Below are 20,884 nucleotides of genomic sequence, written 5' to 3' on the forward strand. Positions count from 1 at the left end.
GCAGAATCACGGTGACACTTTACTAAACCCCCAATCACCCCCACCCCTCAAATCCGCTCCGCCTGCGCCACCGCCTCACTCGCCCGCAACGCAGAGATAATCCGCGTCAGATGCGCCAGGTCCCGCACCTCAAGGTCCACCTCGTAAGTATGAAACGGGTTCTCCCGCTGCGTCATCTCGAGGTTGACCACGTTGGCGTGGTTCTTGGCGAAAATCCCCGCCATCTCCGCCAGCGTGCCCGGTCGGTTATACAGCTCCGCCCGCAGCCGCCCGATTGCCCCATCGGTGCGCGCATCCCATGACAGGTCGATCCAGTCGGCGTCGATTCCGTCGGCCAGCTTCATGCAGTCGATCGCGTGGACTTCCACGCCCTTGCCGGGGCGGCGCAGGCCGACGATGCGGTCTCCGGGTACCGGGTGGCAGCAGTCGGCAAGCTTGAAGGCCATGCCCGGCGTGAGGCCGCGCACCGCGATGGCGCGCTTCTGGCTGGGCCAGTCCTCCTGCGGCAGGTTGGCCGCGCTGCCGGGGACGAGCGCTTCCATCACCTGCCGGTCGTCCAGCTTGGCCGAGCCGATGGCGAACATGAAGTCCTCCTCGCCCGCCAGTTTCAGCCGCTTGAGCGCATCATTCAGCGCCTTCTTGCCGATCTTGGTCGGCAGCCGCTCGACGATCTCCTCATAGAGCTTGCGCCCGATGGCGGCGACTTCGGCGCGCTCCTTCTGGCGGACGAAGCGGCGGATCGCGGCGCGCGCCTTGCCGGTCACGACAAAGCCCAGCCACGACAGTTGCGGCTCGGAATTGCGGCTCTTGATGATCTCCACCACGTCGCCATTGCCGAGCGGGGTGCGCAAGGGCACGTGCCGCCCGTTGATCTTGGCACCTACCGCTTGCGCGCCCAGATTGGTGTGCACGGCAAAGGCAAAGTCGATCGGCGTCGCGCCCTTGGGCAGCTGGAACAGCGCGCCCTTTGGTGTGAAGGCGAAGATGCGATCCTGATAGATCGCCATCTTGGTATTCTCGAGCAGTTCCTCGGCATCGTGGCTGGAATCGAGGATTTCGACGAGATCGCGCAACCAGCCGATCTGCGCATCGGGCTGCACCCCGCCCTGCTTGTACGACCAGTGCGCGGCAAGGCCGTACTCGTTGCGCTCGTGCATCTCGTGCGTCTTGATCTGCACTTCCACGCGCATCGCGTTGGAATAGATCAGCGCGGTGTGCAGCGAACGGTAGCCGTTCATCTTCGGAGTGGAGACATAGTCCTTGAACCGCCCCGGAATCATCTGCCACGCGCGGTGCAGGATGCCGAGCGCCTTGTAGCAATCGTCCTCGCTGTCGGTCAGCACGCGGAAGGCCATGATGTCGGTGATCTGCTCGAACGAGACGTGCCGCTCGGCCATCTTGCGCCAGATCGAATAGGGGTGCTTCTCGCGCCCCGAAACCTCGACCCGCATGCCCGCCTGCGCCAGCGCTTTCTTGATCTCCAGCGCGATGGCATCGACTTGCGCGCCCTCCTCGCTGCGGATCGCGGCCAGCCTGCCGGTGATCGTCGCATAGGCCTCGGGCTCCAGCTGCTCGAAGGCGAGCAACTGCATCTCGCGCATGTATTCGTACATGCCCACGCGCTCGGCCAGCGGCGCGTAGATATCCATCGTCTCGCGCGCGATGCGGCGGCGCTTGTCCTCGCTCTTGATGTAGTGGAGCGTGCGCATGTTGTGCATGCGGTCGGCCAGCTTCACCAGCAGGACGCGCAAGTCCTCGCTCATCGCCAGCAGGAACTTGCGCAGGTTCTCCGCCGCGCGCTCGCTCTCGCTCATCGTCTCGATCTTCGAGAGCTTGGTCACCCCATCGACCAGCCGCGCCACGTCCGGCCCGAACAGGCGTTCGATCTCCTCGACCGTGGCGAGCGTATCCTCCACCGTATCGTGGAGCAGCGCGGTGATGATCGTGTCCTGATCGAGCTTCAGCTCGGTCATCAGGCCGGCAACTTCCACCGGGTGCGAGAAGTAGGGGTCCCCGCTCGCCCGCTTCTGGCTGCCGTGCTTCTGCACGGTATAGACATAGGCACGGTTGAGCATCGCCTCGTCCGCATCGGGATCGTAGGCGAGAACACGTTCGACAAGTTCGTACTGGCGGAGCATCTGGCCCCTAGATGGCGGCAAGCGGCCCGATACCGCAAGGGGAAACCCGGCGGAAATTCGAATGAATTGGTCCGTTAGCGGATGATCGGCGCGCTACCGGCGCTTTCCGGCAACAGTCCGGCGAGCCTCGGGTCGGGCAGGATCTCGACATAGCGGGCAAAGGGCGTGAACCCCTGCGCCATATAGAACGGCACCGCGCGCGGATCATCGGTGGTGCATGAATGGAGCCAGACCCGCGCAACGCCGGGCACCCACGCCAGTTGCAAGGCCCGCCGCATCAGCCACTTGCCCAGCCCTCTGCCGGTCGCGCCCTTGATGAAGCCGAAGAACACGATCTCGCATTCCCCCTCCACCCGGAAGTCCAGTTCGAGCATCCCGACCTCGACCCGCGCCCGGTCAACCACCGCATAGAGCTGCACGCGCGGATCGTGGATGATCGCGGCGATTTCCTCGTCGCTCTTGCCCAGCCGCGTCCACCAGAGCCACGGACCGCCCACGCGCTTGTAGAGCAGGCGGTACTTCTCCGGCGCCGCCTCCTTCCACCGCACCAGTTGCACCGGCACGTCGCCTTCGGGCACGAGACGGCGCAAGCCTTCGGGCGGCGCCAGCATCTCCAGCGCCGTCACCACGCAGGCCAGATCGCCCGCACGCACGTTGTGGAACCCGTGGCCCAGCGGCGGGCCGTCTGCTTCGATCACGTCAGCTCCAGACGGCTTCCGGCGGCAGGCTCATCAGGATCGCGTCGATGTTGCCGCCGGTCTTGAGGCCAAACAGCGTGCCGCGATCCCATACCAGATTGAACTCGGCATAGCGCCCGCGATATTCGAGCTGGGTCAGCTTCTCAGCGGAATTGTACTCCATCCCCATCCGCTTGCGCACAAGACGCGGAAACACATTGACGAAGGCATCGCCCACATCACGGGTGAAGGCGAAGTTCGCCTCAAACGCGGCATCGTCAGCGCATTCCAGATGGTCGTAGAAGATACCCCCCACCCCGCGATGGACCTTGCGGTGCGGGATCCAGAAGTAGTCGTCGGCCCACTTCTTGAACTTCGGGTAGTACTCCGGATCGTGCCTGTCGCACGCAGCCTTGTACTCGGCGTGGAACTCGGCCGTGTCCTCCTCATAGGGGATCGGCGGATTGAGATCACCGCCACCACCGAACCACGCCTTGCTGGTGGTCAGGAACCGCGTGTTCATATGGACGGCCGGCACATGCGGATTGCGCATGTGCGCCACCAGGCTGATCCCCGTCGCGGTGAAGCCCGGTGAATCCGCGCTCGCCCCGTTGACCGATCCGGCAAAGTCCTTCGAGAACTCGCCCTGCACTGTCGAGACGTTTACGCCAACCTTCTCGAACACCTTGCCCTTCATCAGGCCCTGCACGCCGCCGCCGCCATTCTCGACAGCTTCGCCTTCATGCTCGCGGTTCCACGGCGTGTACTGGAAGCTCGCGTCAGACCCCGCCTCGCGCTCAATCGCCTCGAATTCCGCGCAGATCCTGTCCCGCAAGCTTTCGAACCATGTCCGGGCGCGGGCAGTGTGGGTCGTCCAGTCAGTCATGCATTCCCCCAAAACTCTTCTGCCCGACTTGCCAAGGGAATCGCGATCCGGCAAGGGAAAGCCATGGTTCCCTTTTCGTTCGCCTCTCAGGAATTCCGCCTCGGCGCCTCGCGCGCGCTGTTCTGGGCAGAGGAGAACGCACTGCTGGTGGCAGACCTCCACCTCGAAAAGGCCAGCTTCTTCGCCCGTCACGGCCAGATGCTCCCTCCTTATGACAGCCGCGCCACGCTCGAACGCCTCGCCGATGCCCTGCGCGAAACCGGCGCGCGACGCGTGCTCTGCCTGGGCGACTCGTTCCACGACGCAAACGCGGTCGAGCGGATGGAGCCCCACGCCGCAGGCATGCTCGCCGCCCTCACCCGCGCCACGGACTGGGTCTGGATCACCGGAAACCACGATGAGGACGCCAATGCGCCGGGAGGAACCGTGGTCGAGGAACTGGCGCTGAATGGCCTCACCTTGCGCCACATCGCTCGCCCCGGCGCACCTGAAACCGAAGTCTCGGGCCACTTCCATCCCAAGCTCCGCGTCTCGATCCGGGGGCGCTCGATTGCCCGTCCTTGCGCAGTAGCAAGCGAGAAACGCCTGATTCTCCCCGCTTTCGGCGCGCTGACTGGCGGCATGGATGCGGGCGATCCTGCCATTCTATCGGCGCTCCAGCCGGCTCGCGCGATAGACGCAATCGTCCCTGCCGGAGATCGCCTTGCCCGCTTCTCGCTCTGGCGAGCGGCGGCCTGAGGGCAACGGCGGCCCGACAATCGCCGCGCCTGTGGAACGAATGGCGAAACCGCCCCTTTAATTGCGTGAACATTGTGATATGAGCGCGCGAAACGTATATTCGGTAAAACTGCAGGAGAAAGCACTATAGCTCCCCCACCGCGGCGCAGTATGGCGCCCCCCGTCAAGAGCGGGCCTCGCTTCAACCAGATGATCAACGTGCCCAAGGTGCGCGTGATCGACGAGAATGGCGAGAACCTGGGTGTAATGTACACCCGCGAAGCGATCGATCAGGCGGCCGAAGTCGGCCTCGACCTCGTCGAAGTTTCCCCCAACGCTGACCCGCCGGTCTGCAAGTTCCTCGACGTGGGCAAGTTCCGCTACGAGGCGCAGAAGAAGGCGAACCTTGCCCGCAAGAGCCAGAAGACGCAGGAGATCAAGGAGATCAAGATGCGTCCGAACATCGATGACCACGATTACGACACCAAGATGCGTAACGTGACCCGGTTCATCGAGGACGGCGACAAGGTCAAGATCACCCTGCGTTTCCGTGGCCGCGAACTCTCGCATCAGCAGCTCGGCATGAACCTGCTGCGCAAGGTGCAGGACGACGTTGCGGAAATCGCCAAGGTCGAAGCCTTCCCCCGCATGGAAGGCCGCCAGATGCTGATGGTCCTCGCGCCGAAATAAGCGCAGGTCACATCGCAGACAGCTTGAAGGGCGTGCCGCAAGGCGCGCCCTTTTCGCGTTCGGCTTACATGACCTGCCCATGATTCTCGTGATGAGTGGAAAGACCATGACTGCCCAACCAGTCATCGACGCACGACAACGGCCTGTCCCGCGTACCGCAATTCACCCCCGACAGCCAACGCTCCGCCGATTCACCCATGTCCGTTTCTCGCGACAGCGCGTTGCCGCTGCGGTTCGCCAAAAAACCAACGGATACATCAAGGAGCATTTCATGACGCCGTCTCTCAAGATCATTCCTGCTGTCGCGATTCTCGCCGGTTCGCTCGGCCTCGGTGGTTGCGCCACCAAGGGCTACGTCAACGAGCAGATCGCCACGGTAAACCAGCGCATCGATGGCGTCGAAGGTCGCCTCCAGGCAACTGACGGCGTTGCCCAGGCTGCGCGCAGCGAAGCCCAGGCCGCCAACGCCCAAGCCCAGACCAACACCCAGCGCCTCGACCAGCTCACTGGCCGCGTCGATAACATCGACCAGCGCGTAACCCAGATGCAGCAACGGCCTCAGAAGCGCGCTCGCAACTAAGCCGCGCTGTTCAAGCACCGGACAGGTCGCTCGTGGCTACAGTGGCACGATCTGCCTGTCCGGCATCTCCGGGTTGAGTACGACAAGAAAATGATCAAGGCTCTGGTGGCGCTTGCGGGTCTGGCGCTGATTCTCCCTTTCCCTGCGACACCCCTGGCCGAGGCGGCTGCGCCAAAATCCGCCAAGTCCGCTCCCGCAAAGAAGAAGCCACGCAAAGCGAAGGCTCCGGCTCCGCCTGTTGAGCTTCCAGCCCTGTCCATCGGGGCACAGCGCGTCACCGCGTGGGTCGCCGAGAGCGGGGACCACAATGGCCTGCCCTATGTCGTGATCGACAAGCCTGCGGCCGCAATCTACGCCTTCGATGCCACCGGCAAGCCGGTGGGCTTCGGCCCGGTCCTCATCGGCCGTGCGCTTGGCGATGATGCCACCCCCGGCGTCGGCTCAAAAAGTCTTGCCGAGATCGGCCCTGCCGAAAAGACCACGCCAGCAGGCCGCTACCTCGCCAAGTTCGGCCTCGCCGCCGGCCACAATAAGGTCCTCTGGGTCGATTACGCGACGGCCGTCGCCATGCACACCATCCCCACCGGCAACCCCAAGGAAAACCGCGCCAAACGGATGCTTTCACCGTCGATCGAGGACAACCGCATAACCTTCGGCTGCATCAACGTCCCCAAGGCCCTCTACAACGGCAAGATCGCCCCGCTGTTCGCCAGGAAAGGCGGCTACGTCTACATCCTGCCTGACGTAAAACCCTTGGAAGACGCCTTTCCCCCGCTCCACGCCCGTCCCATGACCGTGGCGCCGACGGTCGCTTCGGAAAGCACGTCCACCCGCTGAGCGGTTACAGCACTGCGTCTCCCGGCTTGCGCCCGTCAACGAGCGCGAGTGGATAACGGCCTACGCCGGGATGACGGAGTTTGGGGTGAGGATTGCCTCTCCGAAGTCACCTCGTCAAAAGTCGCAAACAACAATTCCCGTCGCCCCGGCGAAGGCCGGGGCCCAATCGCTATCGCCCAAAAACTACCCCAATCCCAGTAACAGCAACGTTTGATACCGAAACGAAAAAGGGGGCCGTGCAGGCCCCCTTCCCCTTGTCCTTCAAACCACACAACTCAGAATCGGTAACGCCCCGTCACGCCATAAGTGCGCGGCTGGCTAGTGTAGCCCGAGATCGAGCCCGGCTGGGCCGGCGTGTCGAAAATCGAGAGCAGGTAACGGTTGTTGGTCAGATTGCGACCCCATGCCGTCAGCTCGAAACCGCTCGGCATGGCCCAGGTGATCGAGGCATTGGCCTCGTTCACTTCACGGCGGAACGGACGGGCCGCAGCGACGGCAACCTGCGTTCCGGCGTCAAGGAAGCCGGGCAGGCCCTCAACGATCTGGACCGGCGATTCATAATGGAAGTCGCCACGGAAGATCAGGTGATGTCCGCTGCCGAACTCGTGGTCGTAGGAAGCGGCAAAGGTCGACGAGATCGACGGAATGCCAGCCGGCCGGGTCTTCGACAGATCGCCCACTGCCGAAAGGACGAAACTGTCGTACTTCGGATCAAGGTAGGTCATTGCAACGTTGAACTGCCAGCCCTTCCCTGGCTTCACCGTGCCTTCGAACTCCAACCCGCGGACCGACTGCTTGCCGGCATTGGCCAGCACGAAACCCGATCCGGTGAAAGTGTTCGACTGGAAACCGTTGATGCGCTGGTCGAAGGCAGCAAAATTCGCCGTGACCAGACCCCAGTCCGCCTTCAGGCCGATTTCATAGACCGTCGAGCTTTCCGGCCCCGCAAAACGCGTTCCGTAGGTCTGGTTGACCACAGTCAGACCGCGGGCAATCAGCGCTTCCCGGTCGCTGGCGAAAGGACGGCTGTCGCGCGAAAGGTTGATCGAGCTTGCCTTGAAGCCCGTCGCATAGCTCGCGTAGACGTTGATGTCGTCGGTCAGGTCATAGGCAACGCGAACGATATACGTGAACTTGTCGTCGTTCGTGCGACCGGGCTCCACCGCGTTCGGTACGGGGACAGCCGCCGGGAGATACTGCAGCGGACGAAGACCAGCCAGGGGATTGGCCGCCGGATTGTTCTGGTTGGCCGTGGCAAAGGCATTGAACGCGGCAAAGGTCGCTGCAGTCGCCGGGTTGGTTGCAAAGGCGCCAACGGCTGCAAGATCGTTAGGGTTGACACCGGCCCGGCTCAGCGCGCCACCCAGCAGCAGGTTGCGGCGGAACGGAGCGTAAGCCGGATTGTCGAAGTCAATGCCCGAGAAGACGTCGGTCGAATTGATGTCGAGGGCATAGCGCTTGCGGTCCTTGGTGTAGTTCACCCCGCCCGTCACTGTCACGCGGTCACCGATCTTGAAGTCGGCCTGCCCGAAGAACGAGAACGCCTCGTTGCGCAGGCGATAGCGCTCGTCCAGCTTCTGGCCCGAGGCAAAGAACTGTCCGGCATACTTGGCCGGATTGCCTTCGAGCGCCCCGAACGTCGCTTCCAGTGTCGGCACTGAAAGTGCACCGCCACTAAGCCCCTGGATCAGGAAGTTGGCATAATTGCGCGCATCGTCACCCCAGCCAAGCTGGTTCACCTGACGGATGTTCTCGTTGAAGTAGTAACCACCGGCGAGGAAGTTCAGCGGACCGTCCATGTTGGTGGCCACGCGCAGTTCCTGCGTGAAGGTCTTGATCGCCTGATCCTGCGCGTTGACCCCGATCAGGTCGGCGCTCGAAAAGTCGGAATCCTGGTTGGTCAGCGCGTTGGTACGGCGATAGGCGGTGATCGAGGTGAAGGTCAGCGGCCCGAAGTCATAGTCGACCTGGCCCGAAGCGCCCCAGTTCTCGATATCGTTGGTCGAATCGAAGTTCGAATAGACCCGGTTCGAATAGATCTCGTTCGGTCCGTTGACCTTCCCGCCCAGCGCGCGCACCGCGAGCGTCGACGTCGAGGGCTGAAGGTTGACGACCGCGCAGCAGATCTCGTCGATCTTCGAATAGTCGCCGATAAGCCGCACGCGCGCCTGCGCATTGGGCTCCCACAGCGCCTGTCCGCGCAGGAACCAGCGGTCACGCTCGTTCGTCGTGTTGCCGGTGCCGAGGTCCTTGTTATAGCCGTCACGCTTGTTGAGGCCGCCCGCCACGCTCACTGCCAGCCCTTCGGTCACGGGGCCTGTGACCACGCCCTTGAGCACGACGGCATCATAGTTGCCATAGCTCGCCTCGACGTTCCCGCCGAAGTCGAACTTGGGCGCCGCCGTCACGATCGAGATCACGCCAACGCTGGCGTTCTTGCCGAACAGCGTCGACTGCGGCCCGCGCAGCACCTCGATGCGCTGCACGTCAGGGAAATCGCCGATCTGCGAGGCCGAGCGCGAACGGTACACGCCATCGATGAACACGCCGACCGAAGGCTCGATCCCGGCGTTGTTGGCGCCGTTGCCGAAGCCGCGGATGATGAAGTTGGTGTTCGCGCTCGACTGCAGCTGCGTAACGCGCAGCGAGGGAACGACGCTGGTCAGATCCTTGAGGTCGCGGATCTGCGCCTGTTCCAGCGTCTTGGCGCTGGTCACCGATACCGCGATCGGCACGTCCTGCAGTGTCTGCTCGCGCTTGGAGGCGGTGACGATGATCTCGTTGCCCTCGGCGATCTGCTCTGGAGCCGGCGGCGCAGGCTGGGCTTCTTCCTCTGCCGGCGCAGCGGCGTCCTGCGCTTGGGCGGCAGCCGAGAAGGCAAGAGCGAGGCTGCAAGCCCCGGCAAGGAGCGCTGCCTGACCGGTACGACCGGCGAATACGGACTTCATCTGCGATCTTTTCCTTTTCTGGGCCGGGTTCCTGCCTGCAAGGGCAGCCTCGGCCGATGGCCACGTGGCCGGTAGGTCATCCTGTTCCCTGACCTCGTTCTAGGGTGCGGAAATGCCCCGAACAATTCCAACTCGACCAAATCCTTCGCGGCCCCCATGCATTTTCATGCGCTGTTGCAAGCCGGTCACACATGCAACCGCTTGCCGCAACGCGCGCGCCCGATTCCCATCGTGCTTGCCGCAACGCGAGCCCCTATTTCCAAGCGTGCTTGCCGCAACGCACAATTCCCTGTAAGCGCGCGCCGAAGTCGGAGCGGGTCAGTGCTTGTCCCGTCCTTCCGAAGTATCCAACCGAAAGCCCGTTTTCATGTCCGCCCAGCGCAATATCGCGATCATCGCCCACGTCGACCACGGCAAGACCACTCTCGTCGACCAGCTCTTCCGCCAGTCCGGCACCTTCCGCGACAATCAGCGCGTCGAAGAGCGCGCGATGGATTCGAACGACCTCGAAAAGGAACGCGGGATCACCATTCTCGCCAAGTGCACCTCGGTCGAGTGGAACGGCACCCACATCAACATCGTCGACACTCCCGGCCACGCCGACTTCGGCGGCGAGGTCGAGCGCATCCTCTCGATGGTCGACGGCGTGATCCTGCTGGTCGACAGCTCCGAAGGCGCGATGCCGCAGACCAAGTTCGTCACCGGCAAGGCGCTCGCCCTCGGCCTCAAGCCGATCGTCGTCGTCAACAAGATCGACCGTCCCGATGGCCGCCCGCAGGAAGTGCTCGACGAAGTGTTCGACCTCTTCGTCAGCCTCGATGCCAACGACGAACAGCTCGAATTCCCCGTGCTCTACGCCTCGGGCCGCAACGGCTATGCCGGCAACGACGAAACCGTGCGCGAGGGTGACCTCACCCCGCTGTTCCAGACCATCGTCGATCACGTGCCGCCCCCGGCCGCCGACGTCGACGGTCCGTTCAAGTTCCTCGTGACGCTGCTTGACCGCGACAACTTCCTCGGCCGCATCCTTACCGGCAAGGTCCAGTCGGGCACGATCAAGGTCAACTCGCCGATCCACGCGCTTGATCGCGATGGCAAGGTCGTCGAAACCGGCCGCGCCTCCAAGCTCATGGCCTTCCGCGGGCTCGAACGCGTTCCGGTCGATGAAGCCAAGGCCGGAGACATCATCTCCATCGCCGGACTCGCCATCGCCACCGTCGCCAACACCATCGCCGATCCTTCGGTCAGCGAACCGCTCCAGGCCCAGCCGATCGATCCGCCGACACTGTCGATGCGCTTTGCCGTCAACGATTCGCCGATGGCCGGCCGCGAAGGCTCCAAGGTCACCAGCCGCATGATCCGTGACCGGCTTGAGCGCGAGGCCGAATCCAACGTCGCCATCCGCATCACCGAATCGGCCGACAAGGACAGCTTCGAGGTTGCCGGGCGCGGCGAACTCCAGCTCGGCGTTCTGATCGAGACGATGCGCCGCGAAGGCTTCGAACTCGGCATCAGCCGCCCGCGCGTGCTGTTCGGCGAAGACGAGAACGGCAACCGCACCGAGCCGTACGAAACCGTCGTGATCGACGTGGACGACGAATACTCGGGCACCGTGGTTGACAAGATGGCCATCCGCAAGGCCGAGATGACCGACATGCGTCCTTCGGGCGGCGGCAAGACCCGCATCACCTTCTCGGCCCCGTCGCGCGGCCTGATCGGCTACCACGGCGAATTCCTCTCGGATACCCGCGGCACCGGCATCATGAACCGCCTGTTCGAGAAGTACGGTCCCCACAAGGGCCGTATCGAAGGCCGCAAGAACGGCGTGCTGATCTCCAACGGCAATGGCGAGGCCGTGGCCTACGCCCTCGGGCCGCTCGAAGAGCGCGGCATCCTCTTCGTCGGCGTCGGCACCCCGCTCTATGAAGGCATGATCATCGGCGAGAACGCCAAGCCGGAAGACCTCGAGGTCAACCCGATGAAGTCCAAGCAGCTGACGAACTTCCGTTCGACCGGCAAGGACGACGCCATCCGCCTGACCCCGCCCAAGATCATGACGCTCGAACAGGCCATCGCCTACATCGACGACGACGAAATGGTCGAAGTCACCCCCAAGTCCATCCGCCTGCGCAAGGCCATCCTCGATCCGAACGAGCGCAAGAAGGCCTCGCGGAAAAAGGAAGCGGCATAAGAAACACGAAAGGGCGGCCAACAGGCCGCCCTTTCTCTTTCACCTCCCCTCCCGCAAGCGGGAGGGGTCGGGGGTGGGCCTGCCACAAAAATTCCTCCCCGCCCCGGGGAGGGGGACCATCCGCAGGATGGTGGAGGGGCACCCACAACAACGCGAAACATAAAAAGGCAAAACAAATGCGAGGGCCAAAGCCCTCGCGCTCCCGGAAGTTTGGAATCGGCTGCTAACCAGCCAATAGAACTGTAGGCCTCCCGGTAACCAACTGTTATCTATCAAGATCGTTACCGTCCGGTCACGACCAGAATGGGACATGGCCTTCTCGTCATTGGAACGTCCGAGTATGTTCGATGCTGTCGTTCAGTGGCCCGATTCAGCCTTGCAAAATCTGTATTCGACAGGATGCGCTTGTCCGCCTTCAGAGCCAGATGGCAAAAGCCTCATATGCTTCCAACCTGGCGCCTGGGTAGGTCGAAACCTGTCGGCCGGTCATGATGTCTGGCCCCTGCGCCGCAGGAATGTCGGACCGGGGCAGCTCGATGGTCTCTCGCGACATGTTGGCAATCACCAGCAACGTCTCAGTGCCGCGGCTGCGTTCATAGGCCACTAGCGCTGGATGATCGGGCAGGAACAAGCGGAATTCGCCGTGGCGGATCACCGCGTGTTCTTTCCGCAGCGCGATAAGGCAGCGATAGCGCTGGAAAACGCCATCCTGAGCGGCGCGGTCCTGTTCCACGTTGAGCGCAGGATAGTTCGCGTTGACGGAGATCCATGGGGTGCCGTTAGTGAACCCTGCGTGGCTTTCGGCTGACCACTGCATTGGGGTTCGCGCGTTGTCGCGGCTGTTTGCACGAGCACCGGCCAGAAATGCCCCCTCGTCCACGCCTTCAGTGAGCTGGATGCGGTGGAAGTTCAGCGTTTCAACATCCCGGTATTGATCGATGCGGCTGAATCCTGCGTTGGTCATGCCGATTTCTTCGCCCTGATAGATGTAGGGGGTGCCCTCCATCAGGTGCAGGATTGTCGCCAGTGCCTTTGCCGATGCGACGCGATGCTCGCCCTCATCGCCGTAGCGCGAGACTGCACGCGGCAGGTCATGGTTGCCCCAGAACAGAGAGTTCCACCCTTTGTCGTGGAGCGTGGCTTGCCATGTGGCGAACGTCGCCTTCAGCTGGGGCCAGTCGATAGGCTTTGGTTTCCACTTACCCAGCTTGTCGTCCCAGAACTGGGTTACATGGCCAAACTGGAACACCATTGAAACCTCGCGGCGTTGAGGCGCGCTGTAAAGCGGAGCGTTTTCAGGAGTGGCGCTCCACGCTTCGCCGACGGTCACTGCGTTCCGCCGCGCGAGCGTCGCTTCGTGCATCTCCTGCAGGTATCGATGGAGCTCCGGGCCATCGGCCACGATCCCCGCCTCGGGCTTTTTGCCGATCAAATCGATCACGTCCATCCGGAAGCCGGCGACACCCTTGTCGAGCCACCAGTTCATCATGGCGTGGACTTCGGCCCGCATGGCGGGGTTGGTCCAGTTGAGATCTGGTTGCTGCGGCGAAAAGAGGTGAAAGTACCAGTCGCCGCTCTCAGCATCCCTGCTCCATGCCGGGCCACCGAACGACGCCTTGATATCGGCAGGCGAACCTTTGACCGGTGGCTGGTCGCGCCAGATGTAGTAGTCCCGATATGGCGAATGCCGATCCGCTCGCGCAGCGCGGAACCACGGATGCTGGTCCGAAGTATGGTTGACCACCAGATCCATGACAATGCCAATCTTGCGCGCACGCGCCTCGGCAATCAGGCGGTCCATATCGGCCATCGTGCCAAAAATCGGGTTTATCGCCCGATAGTCGGAGATGTCGTAGCCGTTATCGACCATCGGAGAAGCATAGACCGGCGACAGCCAAATGAAGCCGATACCCAAGTCAGCGAGATGATCGAGTTTGCTGATGATTCCGGGAATATCGCCAATGCCGTCGCCGTTGCTGTCGGCGAAGCTGGCCGGGTAGATCTGGTAGCCGACCGCCGATTGCCACCAAGCGGGATCATCGTGATCATGATCCGCGCAAAACGAACCGGGACCAATGGTCATTGCCGCCCTTTTCCCAACTGCTTCCTGCCCGCGGACACAATCGATTGCATACTGTGTCGATGCTAGCAAGGCAGAATTGCTATGCGTTGAGCGCTCTCGACTGCGGGCCACGACCTGTCATCGTTAGAAGCCCATCAGCCGAAACCGAAACTTCCGGTATTGGACAGTCACGGTGGCAGTTATTGCCCAGCAGGCCGTTAGCGGAGTGTCAGGCGTTGGGAATGAACCGGCCTCTCGACGCGTCCGGTGGGAATGGCTGGTAAGTCCCACAGCGCGACTTTTTGCTTCGCCCAACCCTACGGCCCAAAACACTGGATTACAGTGAAGGTGCACCAAACGCCCAATCCGTTCACCGTTGCCGACATCATTCTATGCGAACGAACAAAATAGATACAAAAACAACTTTCCTACAAACCCCCGCCCGACATAGCCTCCGGGGGATGACGCACCTCACCCCCGCTCACCCCGCCTCCCCCATCGCCACCACGCCCGCACATGAGCAGCGCCGACCTTCCCCCCTCCCGCAGGCGGGAGGGGTCGGGGGTGGGCATGCGCCGCGCGCGCAAGGTCGGCAGGCCGAGACCCGCGCGGAACCCGCCGAACGCAAATCGGAAAAAGCGATCAATCACGCCCAAGTGATCGATTCCAATTATTCCCTTGGACAGTGTAAACCCCGTAAACCCCCCATCGATTTTGAGGGCATGGGCGAGGCCATGCGCGATCCCTTTGAAGGGCGCGCCCCGCACGAGCGGGCGGCGGCGATGCCTCCGGCCGAGTGCCTTCCGCACCGCCTGTCACGCCGCCTGTCACGTCGCCTGTCACGCCGGACAAGGGGACTGTCCGGCCGCGCCGTCGCGCCGGACGTCAGCGTCAGTAGTCCGCTGCGCCCCAGTTCTTCGGCGGCTGGCGATTGCTCTGGTCAACCTGTCCCGGCGGGATTTCTGCCGCCATCTGGCGGGGCGCCTCGAACGCGTCCTTGCCCATGTAGCGGTCGAACTCGTCGAGGAACCGGCGGGTCAGGCGCTGGTCCTCCTGCGGGTCGATCGCCTCGCGCAATTCGGGGAAGCGGCTGCCCTCCTCCTCGAAGACATGAGTCATCACCGCGCCCCGGATATGGCCCAGCTTGTCGCGCCAGTCCTGGCCCATCGGATCGAGCGTCTCGAGCGCACCCATCTGGATGCGGGTCATCGCGTGCTCTTCATAGGACATACCCGCGCTCGATTTGCTGCTGCAGTTCGCCATCGCCGGATAGAGCACCGCCTCTTCCGCATTGGCATGGGCGGTCAGCACCATCGAGAGGTCGCGCAGCGCCGCGCGGCGCTCGGCCACCGAATTGGCGCCCAGTGCCAGCTCGAAACAGGCCTCGATCCGCCGATGATGTTCGAGTGCATGCGACAGCCAGTCTCCGGGCCGGGCCAGACCCTGCGCATGGGCGCGTGCCTGGCGGCGGTCGTCTTCACTTTCGGGCGGCGTGATGGCAGCTACGATCTTGTCCAGAAACGACATTTGCTCAACTCCTGCTGAAGCTCACTCGCTGAGCGGGTGGCAGGGGTGGCAGTTCCGGAGCTAGTTGCCCACCGCGACAGGGCGTGCGCTGTCTGACGCAGGCTGCGCAAAAGTCGCAAGCTTTGGCCGCTGTCACTCGCCATTCATGTTCGCCCGGTCTATGGCGCAGGCGATGAGCGAGGCAAACTCCCCCTTCCCGACCGACCTGTCGAACCTTCGCGTGGCGCTGTTCAGCGGCAACTACAACTACGTGCGCGATGGCGCGAACCAGGCATTGAACCGCCTCGTCGGCTACCTGCTACGGCAAGGCGCGGACGTCCGCATCTACGCGCCCAAGGTCGAGAACCCCGCGTTCCCCGCCACCGGCACGCTCGTCGGCATTCCCTCGTTCGCCATTCCGGGTCGGGCCGAATACCGCTTCCCGCTTTCGCTCAGCCCCCGCGTCCGCCGCGATCTGGCAGCGTTCGATCCGCACGTGGTGCACGTTTCCTCGCCCGACGTGGTGGCCCATCGCGCCGTGTCGTGGGCACGGCATCGCAAGCTGCCGATCCTTGCCTCGGTCCACACCCGGTTCGAGACCTACTTCCGCTATTACAACATGGCCTGGGCCGAACCCGCCGTCGAAGCCCTGATGCGCCGCTTCTACCGCCGCTGCGATGCGCTCGTCGCGCCATCGGAATCGATGGCCCAGGTCCTGCGCGACCAGCGCATGAACTACGACATCGATATCTGGTCGCGCGGGGTCGATCGCGAGATCTTCCATCCCGGCGCACGCAGCCTCGAATGGCGGCGCGAACTTGGCATTGCCGATGACGAAGTGGTGATCGGCTTCCTCGGACGGCTGGTGATGGAAAAGGGTCTCGACGTCTTCTCGGACTCGATCGACCAGTTGATCCGCAAGGGCGTGAAGCATCGCGTGCTCGTCGTCGGCGAAGGTCCGGCACGCGAATGGTTTGCCGCGCGCCTGCCCGACGCGGTCTTCGCAGGCTTTCAGGGCGGACACGATCTCGGCCGCGCGGTGGCGAGCATGGACGTGCTGTTCAACCCTTCGGTCACCGAAACTTTCGGCAACGTCACATTGGAAGCCATGGCCTGCCGCGTGCCGGTGGTGGCCGCGGCAGCGACCGGGAGCCAGAGCCTTGTCGACGACAATGTCTCGGGCCGCCTGATCACCCCCGGAGCGGTAACGCAGTTCGCCGGAGCCCTGCGCGCCTACGCCGAGGACGCAAGCTTGCGCGCACGGCACGGCGCTGCTGGCGAGGAGCGCAGCCTCGAATTCTCGTGGGACCGGATAAACCAGGCGGTGGCGGACACCTACCTGCGGCTGGTGCGCCAGAAGGCGAAAGCGCGCAAACGCTAGAGCCAGATGACATTAGGTTGCACCGCCGGGATTGTGTCAGGAAGCTTCTCGGCAAGGAGCGTTGTGCAGGGCGGGCTGGTTGCCCGTCCAAGCAACGCGACGCTGTCCGAGGGGCTTCCTGACACAACCGCAAGCGGCGGGCCAAATTTGGCCCATCGCAGCGTCAATCGTCGGTCACGATGCGACGGCATGGCTCCCTCCTCATTCCTCGCGCTGGGCCAAATTTGGCTCCGTCACGGTGGTGCAACCTAATGTCATCTGGCTCTAGAGCCTCAGCGCAGCACTCCCGCTGCTGCCATGCGCCTTGCGTAGAGCAGGAAGAAGCCCAGCGCCCCCCAGATTACCACCGTGAACACCGCCATCGCGGTGCTGCTCATCTCGGCAGGTCGCGAGGTCAGCATCTGGTACCCCTGGCTGACTGCAAGTCCCAGCAGCGAGACCGCAAATGCAGTCACCGCATGGCGCGAGCGGGCAAGCAGCAGGAGCGAACCTGCCAGCGACCCCCACACGCCCAGTGCCCAGAACGCGATCAGCCACCCCGGAAGCGCCTCGACATAGGCGCGCGCCGGAGCGGACATCGCCGCCATGGTTGCCGGATCGCGTATTGCGGTCATCAGATAGTCGAAGCAGCCAAAGCTGTTCCACAGCAGGCTGATCACGCCGATGGCCCAAAGGTGGGCTGGCGTCTGGACGGACGCTGATCGTCTTTTCTGCCCCATAACGGGTCTCCCCCCGGAACCGCTCTGCAAGGGTTCCGGGGCAAAGATACCATGGAGCATCGCTTCATCAAAGCGCCGCGAAAGCGCGGATTCGATGAGCATCAAAGACGTTCGATCCGGCGTGCTGCTTCGTCGAGGATGTCAGCCACGGCGTGGGCAGTCTCGGTATCGAAGCCCTTTGCCATCGCACGGTTGCGCAGCACGGCGTGGAGATTGCCCATTGCCCGGCGCACCGGCGGGCTTTCGGCCCGGTCACGCTGCTCTCCAAGGGCCTTGAGCCTCGCAACGACCGCCTCGATCTCGGCGTCCTTGTCGGCCAGCTCGGCGCGGCCGGCACCGGTCACGGCAAAGGCCTTGCGCGGTCCGTCTCCGGCTTCCTCGACGATCAGGCCCTCGTCCACCAGCAGGCTGAGCGTGGGATAGACAACGCCCGGGCTCGGGGCATATTCGCCGCCCGCCAGATCGCCCACGGCCCGGATCAGGTCATAGCCGTGGCGTGGCTGTTCGGCGACGAGGTGAAGCAGCAGCAGGCGAAGCTCGCCCCCTGCGAACATCCGTCCGCCACGACGGCCACCGCCGCCACCACCCCGACCGCGTCCACTCCCGAACGGCCCGTCCTCACCGAACGGCCCGCCCCGGCCAAATGGTGCGCCAAGGCGGCCAGTCATCAATTTTCCGGCCATCATCTTCATCATATGTCGGCCGCGCGGATGGCGGCTATGTTCGAAATGCATGTGCATATATCCTTTCATGATGCGTCTAAGATATATCTTAATTACGATCTGGCAAGAGGCGGGTGCATTTTTTTCGCAAGCACCCTATCTCGGCAGCAATGGTCGACTTTTTCGCCCCTCCGCCGCAGGACCGCCCGCCGCCCGAAGCCAGCGCCGAAGCGCCGCTGGCTGACCGGTTGCGCCCGTGCGACCTGTCGGACATCATCGGGCAGGACCACCTCACTGGTCCCGATGGCGCGATCGGGCGCATGGTTGCCGCGGGCAAGCTGACCTCGATGATCCTGTGGGGGCCACCCGGCACCGGCAAAACCAGCATCGCCCGCCTCCTCGCCGAGGCCGTTGGCATGCGCTACGTCGCCTTGAGCGCAGTGTTCTCGGGCGTGGCCGATCTCAAGAAGGCCTTTGCCGAAGCCGATGCCATGGCCTCTGCCGGACGGCGCACGCTGCTCTTCGTGGACGAAATCCACCGCTTCAATCGTGCCCAGCAAGACGGCTTCCTGCCCTTTGTCGAGAACGGCACGGTCACGCTCGTCGGCGCGACGACCGAAAACCCCTCGTTCGCCTTGAACGCCGCGCTTCTGTCGCGCGCGCAAGTCCTGATCCTGCACCGTCTCGATGCCGCCGCATTGGGCACCCTGCTAGATCGCGCCGAGGACATCACCGGCCTGCGCCTCCCCCTCACCCCACCCGCGCGCGAGGCGCTGGTCGCCTCCGCCGATGGCGATGGGCGCTTCCTGCTCAACCAGGCCGAAATGCTGTTCGACGTATCGCTGCCTGCTCCGCTCGATCCCGAAGGCCTCGGCAAGTTCCTGATGCGGCGCGTGGCGGTCTACGACAAGGACCGCGAGGGGCACTACAACCTCATCTCCGCGCTGCACAAGGCGGTGCGCGGGTCAGATCCGCAAGCCGCGCTCTATTACATGGCACGGATGCTGGTGGCGGGCGAAGAGCCGCTCTACGTGCTGCGGCGACTGGTGCGCATGGCGGTGGAGGACATCGGCATGGCCGATCCGCAGGCGCTCGTGCAGTGCCTTGCTGCCAAGGACGCCTACGAGTTTCTCGGCAGCCCCGAAGGTGAACTCGCGATCGTCCAGGCCCTGCTCTACATCGCCACCGCGCCCAAATCGAACGCGGCCTACATGGCGCACAAGGCAGCGTGGAAATCGGCCCGCGATACCGGCTCGCTGATGCCGCCTGCCAACATCCTCAACGCGCCGACCAAGCTGATGAAGGACATCGGTTACGGCGCGGGATACGCCTACGACCACGATGCCGAGGACGGCTTTTCCGGCGCGAACTACTGGCCCGAAGGCATGGCCCCGCAAACCTACTACGCCCCCGTCGAACGCGGCTTCGAGCGTGAGGTGGCCAAGCGGCTCGAATGGTGGGACCGCAAACGCCGAGAGCGCCAGGGGGAATGACGCCCACCCGCTTCGGCCACTTCATCGCCATCGACTGGTCCGGCGCTGCTGGCGAGCGGCACAAGGGCATCGCGCTGGCCTTTGCCAAACGGGGCAAGGCAGCGCCGCAAATCATCCGCCCCGGCCACCGCTGGTCGCGCGAGGAAGTCCTCGCCTACCTGCGCGACGAATTGCCGGACGACACGCTGGTAGGCATGGACCTCGGCATCTCGCTGCCTTTCGCAGACAAGGGCGGCTTCTTCCCCGGCTGGCCGCAAAGCCCCGCAACCGCGCGCGAACTGTGGGCGCTGATCGACAGCATTTGCGCGCATGAGCCCCACCTCGGCGTCTCCGCTCTGGTCGACCACCCCGATCTCAACAGCTACTTCCGCCGCCACGGCGGGCGCGAAGGCAAGCACTTCGGGGGCGGTCAGGGAAGGTTCCGCGTCACCGAAGCCGCGCAGCGCCGGATGGGGTGCAAGCCCTACTCCAACTTCAACCTCGTCGGCGCGGCGCAAGTCGGCAAGTCCAGCCTCTCGGGCATGCGCCTGCTGCACCGTCTCGGGGACCGCGCCAGCGTCTGGCCCGTCGATGGCTTGCCCGACCGAGGCGCGGTGATCTGCGAGATCTACACCACCATCGCCGCCATGGCCGCCGGGCGAACCGCGTCACGCTCGAAGATGCGCTCCGCCACGGAAGTGGACGAGGCATTGGTCGCGCTGGGTTCGGCACCCTCGGGCCTCTCGGGACCGCTCGACGATCACACCTGCGACGCGCTCGTCACTGCCGCCTGGCTGCGCAACGCCGCGCACGATCCGCAACTGTGGCACCCGCGCGAACTTTCCGACGAAATTGCCCGCACCGAGGGCTGGACGTTCGGGGCTGTCTAGCGCTAAGGCGCGTCTCGCGTCACGCGCGGGCCGGCTTAGCTCAGTTGGTAGAGCACCTGATTTGTAATCAGGGGGCCACGGGTTCGAATCCTGTAGCCGGCACCATGTCCCAGCCTACCGATCATTCGCCGCGATGAGCGAGAGCGCGCGTTCCAGACGCCGCAGCTCCTCTTCGCGCAAGGCACGGATCTCAAGCATGATCGCTGTGAGTTCAGGCGAATCCAGCGCGAGGGTCAGGTCGGTCAAGGCCATGTCATGATCCTCGACGATGCAGAAGGCGTCACGCAAATGCGCCGCGATCTCACGCAGGCGTTTTTCGCTGGGGAATGACGGGCCGCTGTCTGCCATACCCTCTTCGATATCATAGAATACTGAAATGCCGAAAGTTTCCTGAGCCTGCGAATGTCGCTCCCTGCGCGGTCCGATGACCCGCTGAGTCGCTTGCATTTGGTCCTGCGCAGATTCTGCGCGACATCCCGGCCCGAATCTGGTATAAAATGAAACCAGTTTCGCAGGATCGCCTGCAAT

General features: G+C 63.7%; 17 protein-coding genes and 1 tRNA gene. 9 read left to right on the top strand and 9 right to left on the bottom strand.

Annotated features, from left to right (window positions below; genetic code table 11):
• Positions 1 to 47: 47 nt before the first annotated feature.
• The 3 genes from ACZ1JW_RS00515 to hemF all read right to left on the bottom strand — a co-directional run bounded on the left by ACZ1JW_RS00515 (position 48) and on the right by hemF (position 3,701).
• The gene (locus ACZ1JW_RS00515) at positions 48 to 2,138 is read right to left on the bottom strand and encodes a RelA/SpoT family protein (protein WP_465125358.1); all 2,091 of its coding nucleotides are present in this window, start codon (positions 2,136 to 2,138) and stop codon (positions 48 to 50) included.
• A gap of 74 nt (positions 2,139 to 2,212) precedes the next feature.
• Positions 2,213 to 2,833 (bottom strand): GNAT family N-acetyltransferase, encoded by a 621-nt coding sequence (locus tag ACZ1JW_RS00520; protein WP_465142812.1) that lies wholly within the window; start codon positions 2,831 to 2,833, stop codon positions 2,213 to 2,215.
• Between the two features lie 4 nt (positions 2,834 to 2,837).
• Entirely contained in the window at positions 2,838 to 3,701 is an 864-nt protein-coding gene (gene hemF, locus ACZ1JW_RS00525) for an oxygen-dependent coproporphyrinogen oxidase (protein ID WP_465125357.1), read from the bottom strand.
• A gap of 63 nt (positions 3,702 to 3,764) precedes the next feature.
• Here hemF and pdeM point away from each other — a divergent pair, with 63 nt between their 5' ends.
• The 4 genes from pdeM (at position 3,765) to ACZ1JW_RS00545 (ending at position 6,525) form a co-directional block, all read left to right on the top strand.
• Positions 3,765 to 4,439, top strand: coding sequence for a ligase-associated DNA damage response endonuclease PdeM (gene pdeM, locus ACZ1JW_RS00530; protein ID WP_465141582.1), 675 nt, complete (start codon positions 3,765 to 3,767; stop codon positions 4,437 to 4,439).
• Positions 4,440 to 4,589: 150 nt separating this feature from the next.
• Positions 4,590 to 5,108 (top strand): translation initiation factor IF-3, encoded by a 519-nt coding sequence (gene infC, locus ACZ1JW_RS00535; protein ID WP_465125355.1) that lies wholly within the window; start codon positions 4,590 to 4,592, stop codon positions 5,106 to 5,108.
• Between the two features lie 271 nt (positions 5,109 to 5,379).
• Entirely contained in the window at positions 5,380 to 5,688 is a 309-nt protein-coding gene (locus tag ACZ1JW_RS00540) for a hypothetical protein (protein WP_465125354.1), read from the top strand.
• 90 nt (positions 5,689 to 5,778) lie between these two features.
• Positions 5,779 to 6,525 (top strand): hypothetical protein, encoded by a 747-nt coding sequence (locus tag ACZ1JW_RS00545; protein ID WP_465141583.1) that lies wholly within the window; start codon positions 5,779 to 5,781, stop codon positions 6,523 to 6,525.
• 275 nt (positions 6,526 to 6,800) lie between these two features.
• Here the strand turns inward: ACZ1JW_RS00545 and ACZ1JW_RS00550 are convergent, their stop codons facing one another.
• The gene (locus ACZ1JW_RS00550) at positions 6,801 to 9,473 is read right to left on the bottom strand and encodes a TonB-dependent receptor (protein ID WP_465141584.1); all 2,673 of its coding nucleotides are present in this window, start codon (positions 9,471 to 9,473) and stop codon (positions 6,801 to 6,803) included.
• 367 nt (positions 9,474 to 9,840) lie between these two features.
• On the opposite strand from ACZ1JW_RS00550, the gene typA reads away from it, so the two are divergent.
• Positions 9,841 to 11,664: a translational GTPase TypA gene (typA, locus tag ACZ1JW_RS00555; protein WP_465125351.1), complete on the top strand. Its 1,824-nt coding sequence runs from the start codon at positions 9,841 to 9,843 to the stop codon at positions 11,662 to 11,664.
• A 415-nt stretch (positions 11,665 to 12,079) separates the two neighbouring features.
• On the opposite strand, the gene ACZ1JW_RS00560 is transcribed toward typA, so the two are convergent.
• The gene (locus ACZ1JW_RS00560; RefSeq protein ID WP_465141585.1) at positions 12,080 to 13,747 is read right to left on the bottom strand and encodes a glycoside hydrolase family 13 protein; all 1,668 of its coding nucleotides are present in this window, start codon (positions 13,745 to 13,747) and stop codon (positions 12,080 to 12,082) included.
• 870 nt (positions 13,748 to 14,617) lie between these two features.
• The gene (locus ACZ1JW_RS00565) at positions 14,618 to 15,253 is read right to left on the bottom strand and encodes a hemerythrin domain-containing protein (protein WP_465141586.1); all 636 of its coding nucleotides are present in this window, start codon (positions 15,251 to 15,253) and stop codon (positions 14,618 to 14,620) included.
• A gap of 172 nt (positions 15,254 to 15,425) precedes the next feature.
• Between ACZ1JW_RS00565 and ACZ1JW_RS00570 the strand changes: the two genes are divergently transcribed.
• Entirely contained in the window at positions 15,426 to 16,613 is a 1,188-nt protein-coding gene (locus ACZ1JW_RS00570; RefSeq protein ID WP_465141587.1) for a glycosyltransferase family 4 protein, read from the top strand.
• A 272-nt stretch (positions 16,614 to 16,885) separates the two neighbouring features.
• Here the strand turns inward: ACZ1JW_RS00570 and ACZ1JW_RS00575 are convergent, their stop codons facing one another.
• Positions 16,886 to 17,332 (bottom strand): hypothetical protein, encoded by a 447-nt coding sequence (locus tag ACZ1JW_RS00575; RefSeq protein ID WP_465125341.1) that lies wholly within the window; start codon positions 17,330 to 17,332, stop codon positions 16,886 to 16,888.
• 101 nt (positions 17,333 to 17,433) lie between these two features.
• A complete protein-coding gene (locus ACZ1JW_RS00580; protein ID WP_465141588.1) occupies positions 17,434 to 18,066 on the bottom strand; it encodes a PadR family transcriptional regulator in 633 nt (210 codons plus the stop codon).
• Positions 18,067 to 18,164: 98 nt separating this feature from the next.
• Between ACZ1JW_RS00580 and ACZ1JW_RS00585 the strand changes: the two genes are divergently transcribed.
• The 3 genes from ACZ1JW_RS00585 (at position 18,165) to ACZ1JW_RS00595 (ending at position 20,461) form a co-directional block, all read left to right on the top strand.
• The gene (locus ACZ1JW_RS00585) at positions 18,165 to 19,487 is read left to right on the top strand and encodes a replication-associated recombination protein A (RefSeq protein WP_465141589.1); all 1,323 of its coding nucleotides are present in this window, start codon (positions 18,165 to 18,167) and stop codon (positions 19,485 to 19,487) included.
• On the top strand, positions 19,484 to 20,356 hold the full coding sequence (locus tag ACZ1JW_RS00590; RefSeq protein WP_465141590.1) for a hypothetical protein: 873 nt from the start codon (positions 19,484 to 19,486) through the stop codon (positions 20,354 to 20,356). Before ACZ1JW_RS00585 ends, ACZ1JW_RS00590 begins: the two co-directional genes overlap by 4 nt.
• A 29-nt stretch (positions 20,357 to 20,385) precedes the next feature.
• A tRNA-Thr gene (locus ACZ1JW_RS00595) sits at positions 20,386 to 20,461 on the top strand.
• Positions 20,462 to 20,470: 9 nt separating this feature from the next.
• Here the strand turns inward: ACZ1JW_RS00595 and ACZ1JW_RS00600 are convergent.
• On the bottom strand, positions 20,471 to 20,803 hold the full coding sequence (locus ACZ1JW_RS00600; RefSeq protein ID WP_465141591.1) for a hypothetical protein: 333 nt from the start codon (positions 20,801 to 20,803) through the stop codon (positions 20,471 to 20,473).
• Positions 20,804 to 20,884 lie beyond the last annotated feature (81 nt).

This window comes from Novosphingobium sp. BL-A-28-Hi1-0D (assembly GCF_055521755.1).

Bases quoted from the DNA above. Each gene is read 5' to 3' on its own strand.
- infC (WP_465125355.1), top strand. From the start codon at position 4,590: ATGGCGCCCCCCGTCAAGAGCGGGCCTCGCTTCAACCAGATGATCAAC.
- ACZ1JW_RS00560 (WP_465141585.1), bottom strand. From the start codon at position 13,747: ATGACCATTGGTCCCGGTTCGTTTTGCGCGGATCATGATCACGATGAT.
- pdeM (WP_465141582.1), top strand. From the start codon at position 3,765: ATGGTTCCCTTTTCGTTCGCCTCTCAGGAATTCCGCCTCGGCGCCTCG.
- ACZ1JW_RS00570 (WP_465141587.1), top strand. From the start codon at position 15,426: ATGAGCGAGGCAAACTCCCCCTTCCCGACCGACCTGTCGAACCTTCGC.
- ACZ1JW_RS00540 (WP_465125354.1), top strand. From the start codon at position 5,380: ATGACGCCGTCTCTCAAGATCATTCCTGCTGTCGCGATTCTCGCCGGT.
- ACZ1JW_RS00575 (WP_465125341.1), bottom strand. From the start codon at position 17,332: ATGGGGCAGAAAAGACGATCAGCGTCCGTCCAGACGCCAGCCCACCTT.
- ACZ1JW_RS00550 (WP_465141584.1), bottom strand. From the start codon at position 9,473: ATGAAGTCCGTATTCGCCGGTCGTACCGGTCAGGCAGCGCTCCTTGCC.
- ACZ1JW_RS00545 (WP_465141583.1), top strand. From the start codon at position 5,779: ATGATCAAGGCTCTGGTGGCGCTTGCGGGTCTGGCGCTGATTCTCCCT.
- typA (WP_465125351.1), top strand. From the start codon at position 9,841: ATGTCCGCCCAGCGCAATATCGCGATCATCGCCCACGTCGACCACGGC.
- ACZ1JW_RS00565 (WP_465141586.1), bottom strand. From the start codon at position 15,253: ATGTCGTTTCTGGACAAGATCGTAGCTGCCATCACGCCGCCCGAAAGT.
- ACZ1JW_RS00600 (WP_465141591.1), bottom strand. From the start codon at position 20,803: ATGCAAGCGACTCAGCGGGTCATCGGACCGCGCAGGGAGCGACATTCG.
- ACZ1JW_RS00580 (WP_465141588.1), bottom strand. From the start codon at position 18,066: ATGCATTTCGAACATAGCCGCCATCCGCGCGGCCGACATATGATGAAG.
- hemF (WP_465125357.1), bottom strand. From the start codon at position 3,701: ATGACTGACTGGACGACCCACACTGCCCGCGCCCGGACATGGTTCGAA.
- ACZ1JW_RS00590 (WP_465141590.1), top strand. From the start codon at position 19,484: ATGACGCCCACCCGCTTCGGCCACTTCATCGCCATCGACTGGTCCGGC.
- ACZ1JW_RS00585 (WP_465141589.1), top strand. From the start codon at position 18,165: ATGGTCGACTTTTTCGCCCCTCCGCCGCAGGACCGCCCGCCGCCCGAA.
- ACZ1JW_RS00515 (WP_465125358.1), bottom strand. From the start codon at position 2,138: ATGCTCCGCCAGTACGAACTTGTCGAACGTGTTCTCGCCTACGATCCC.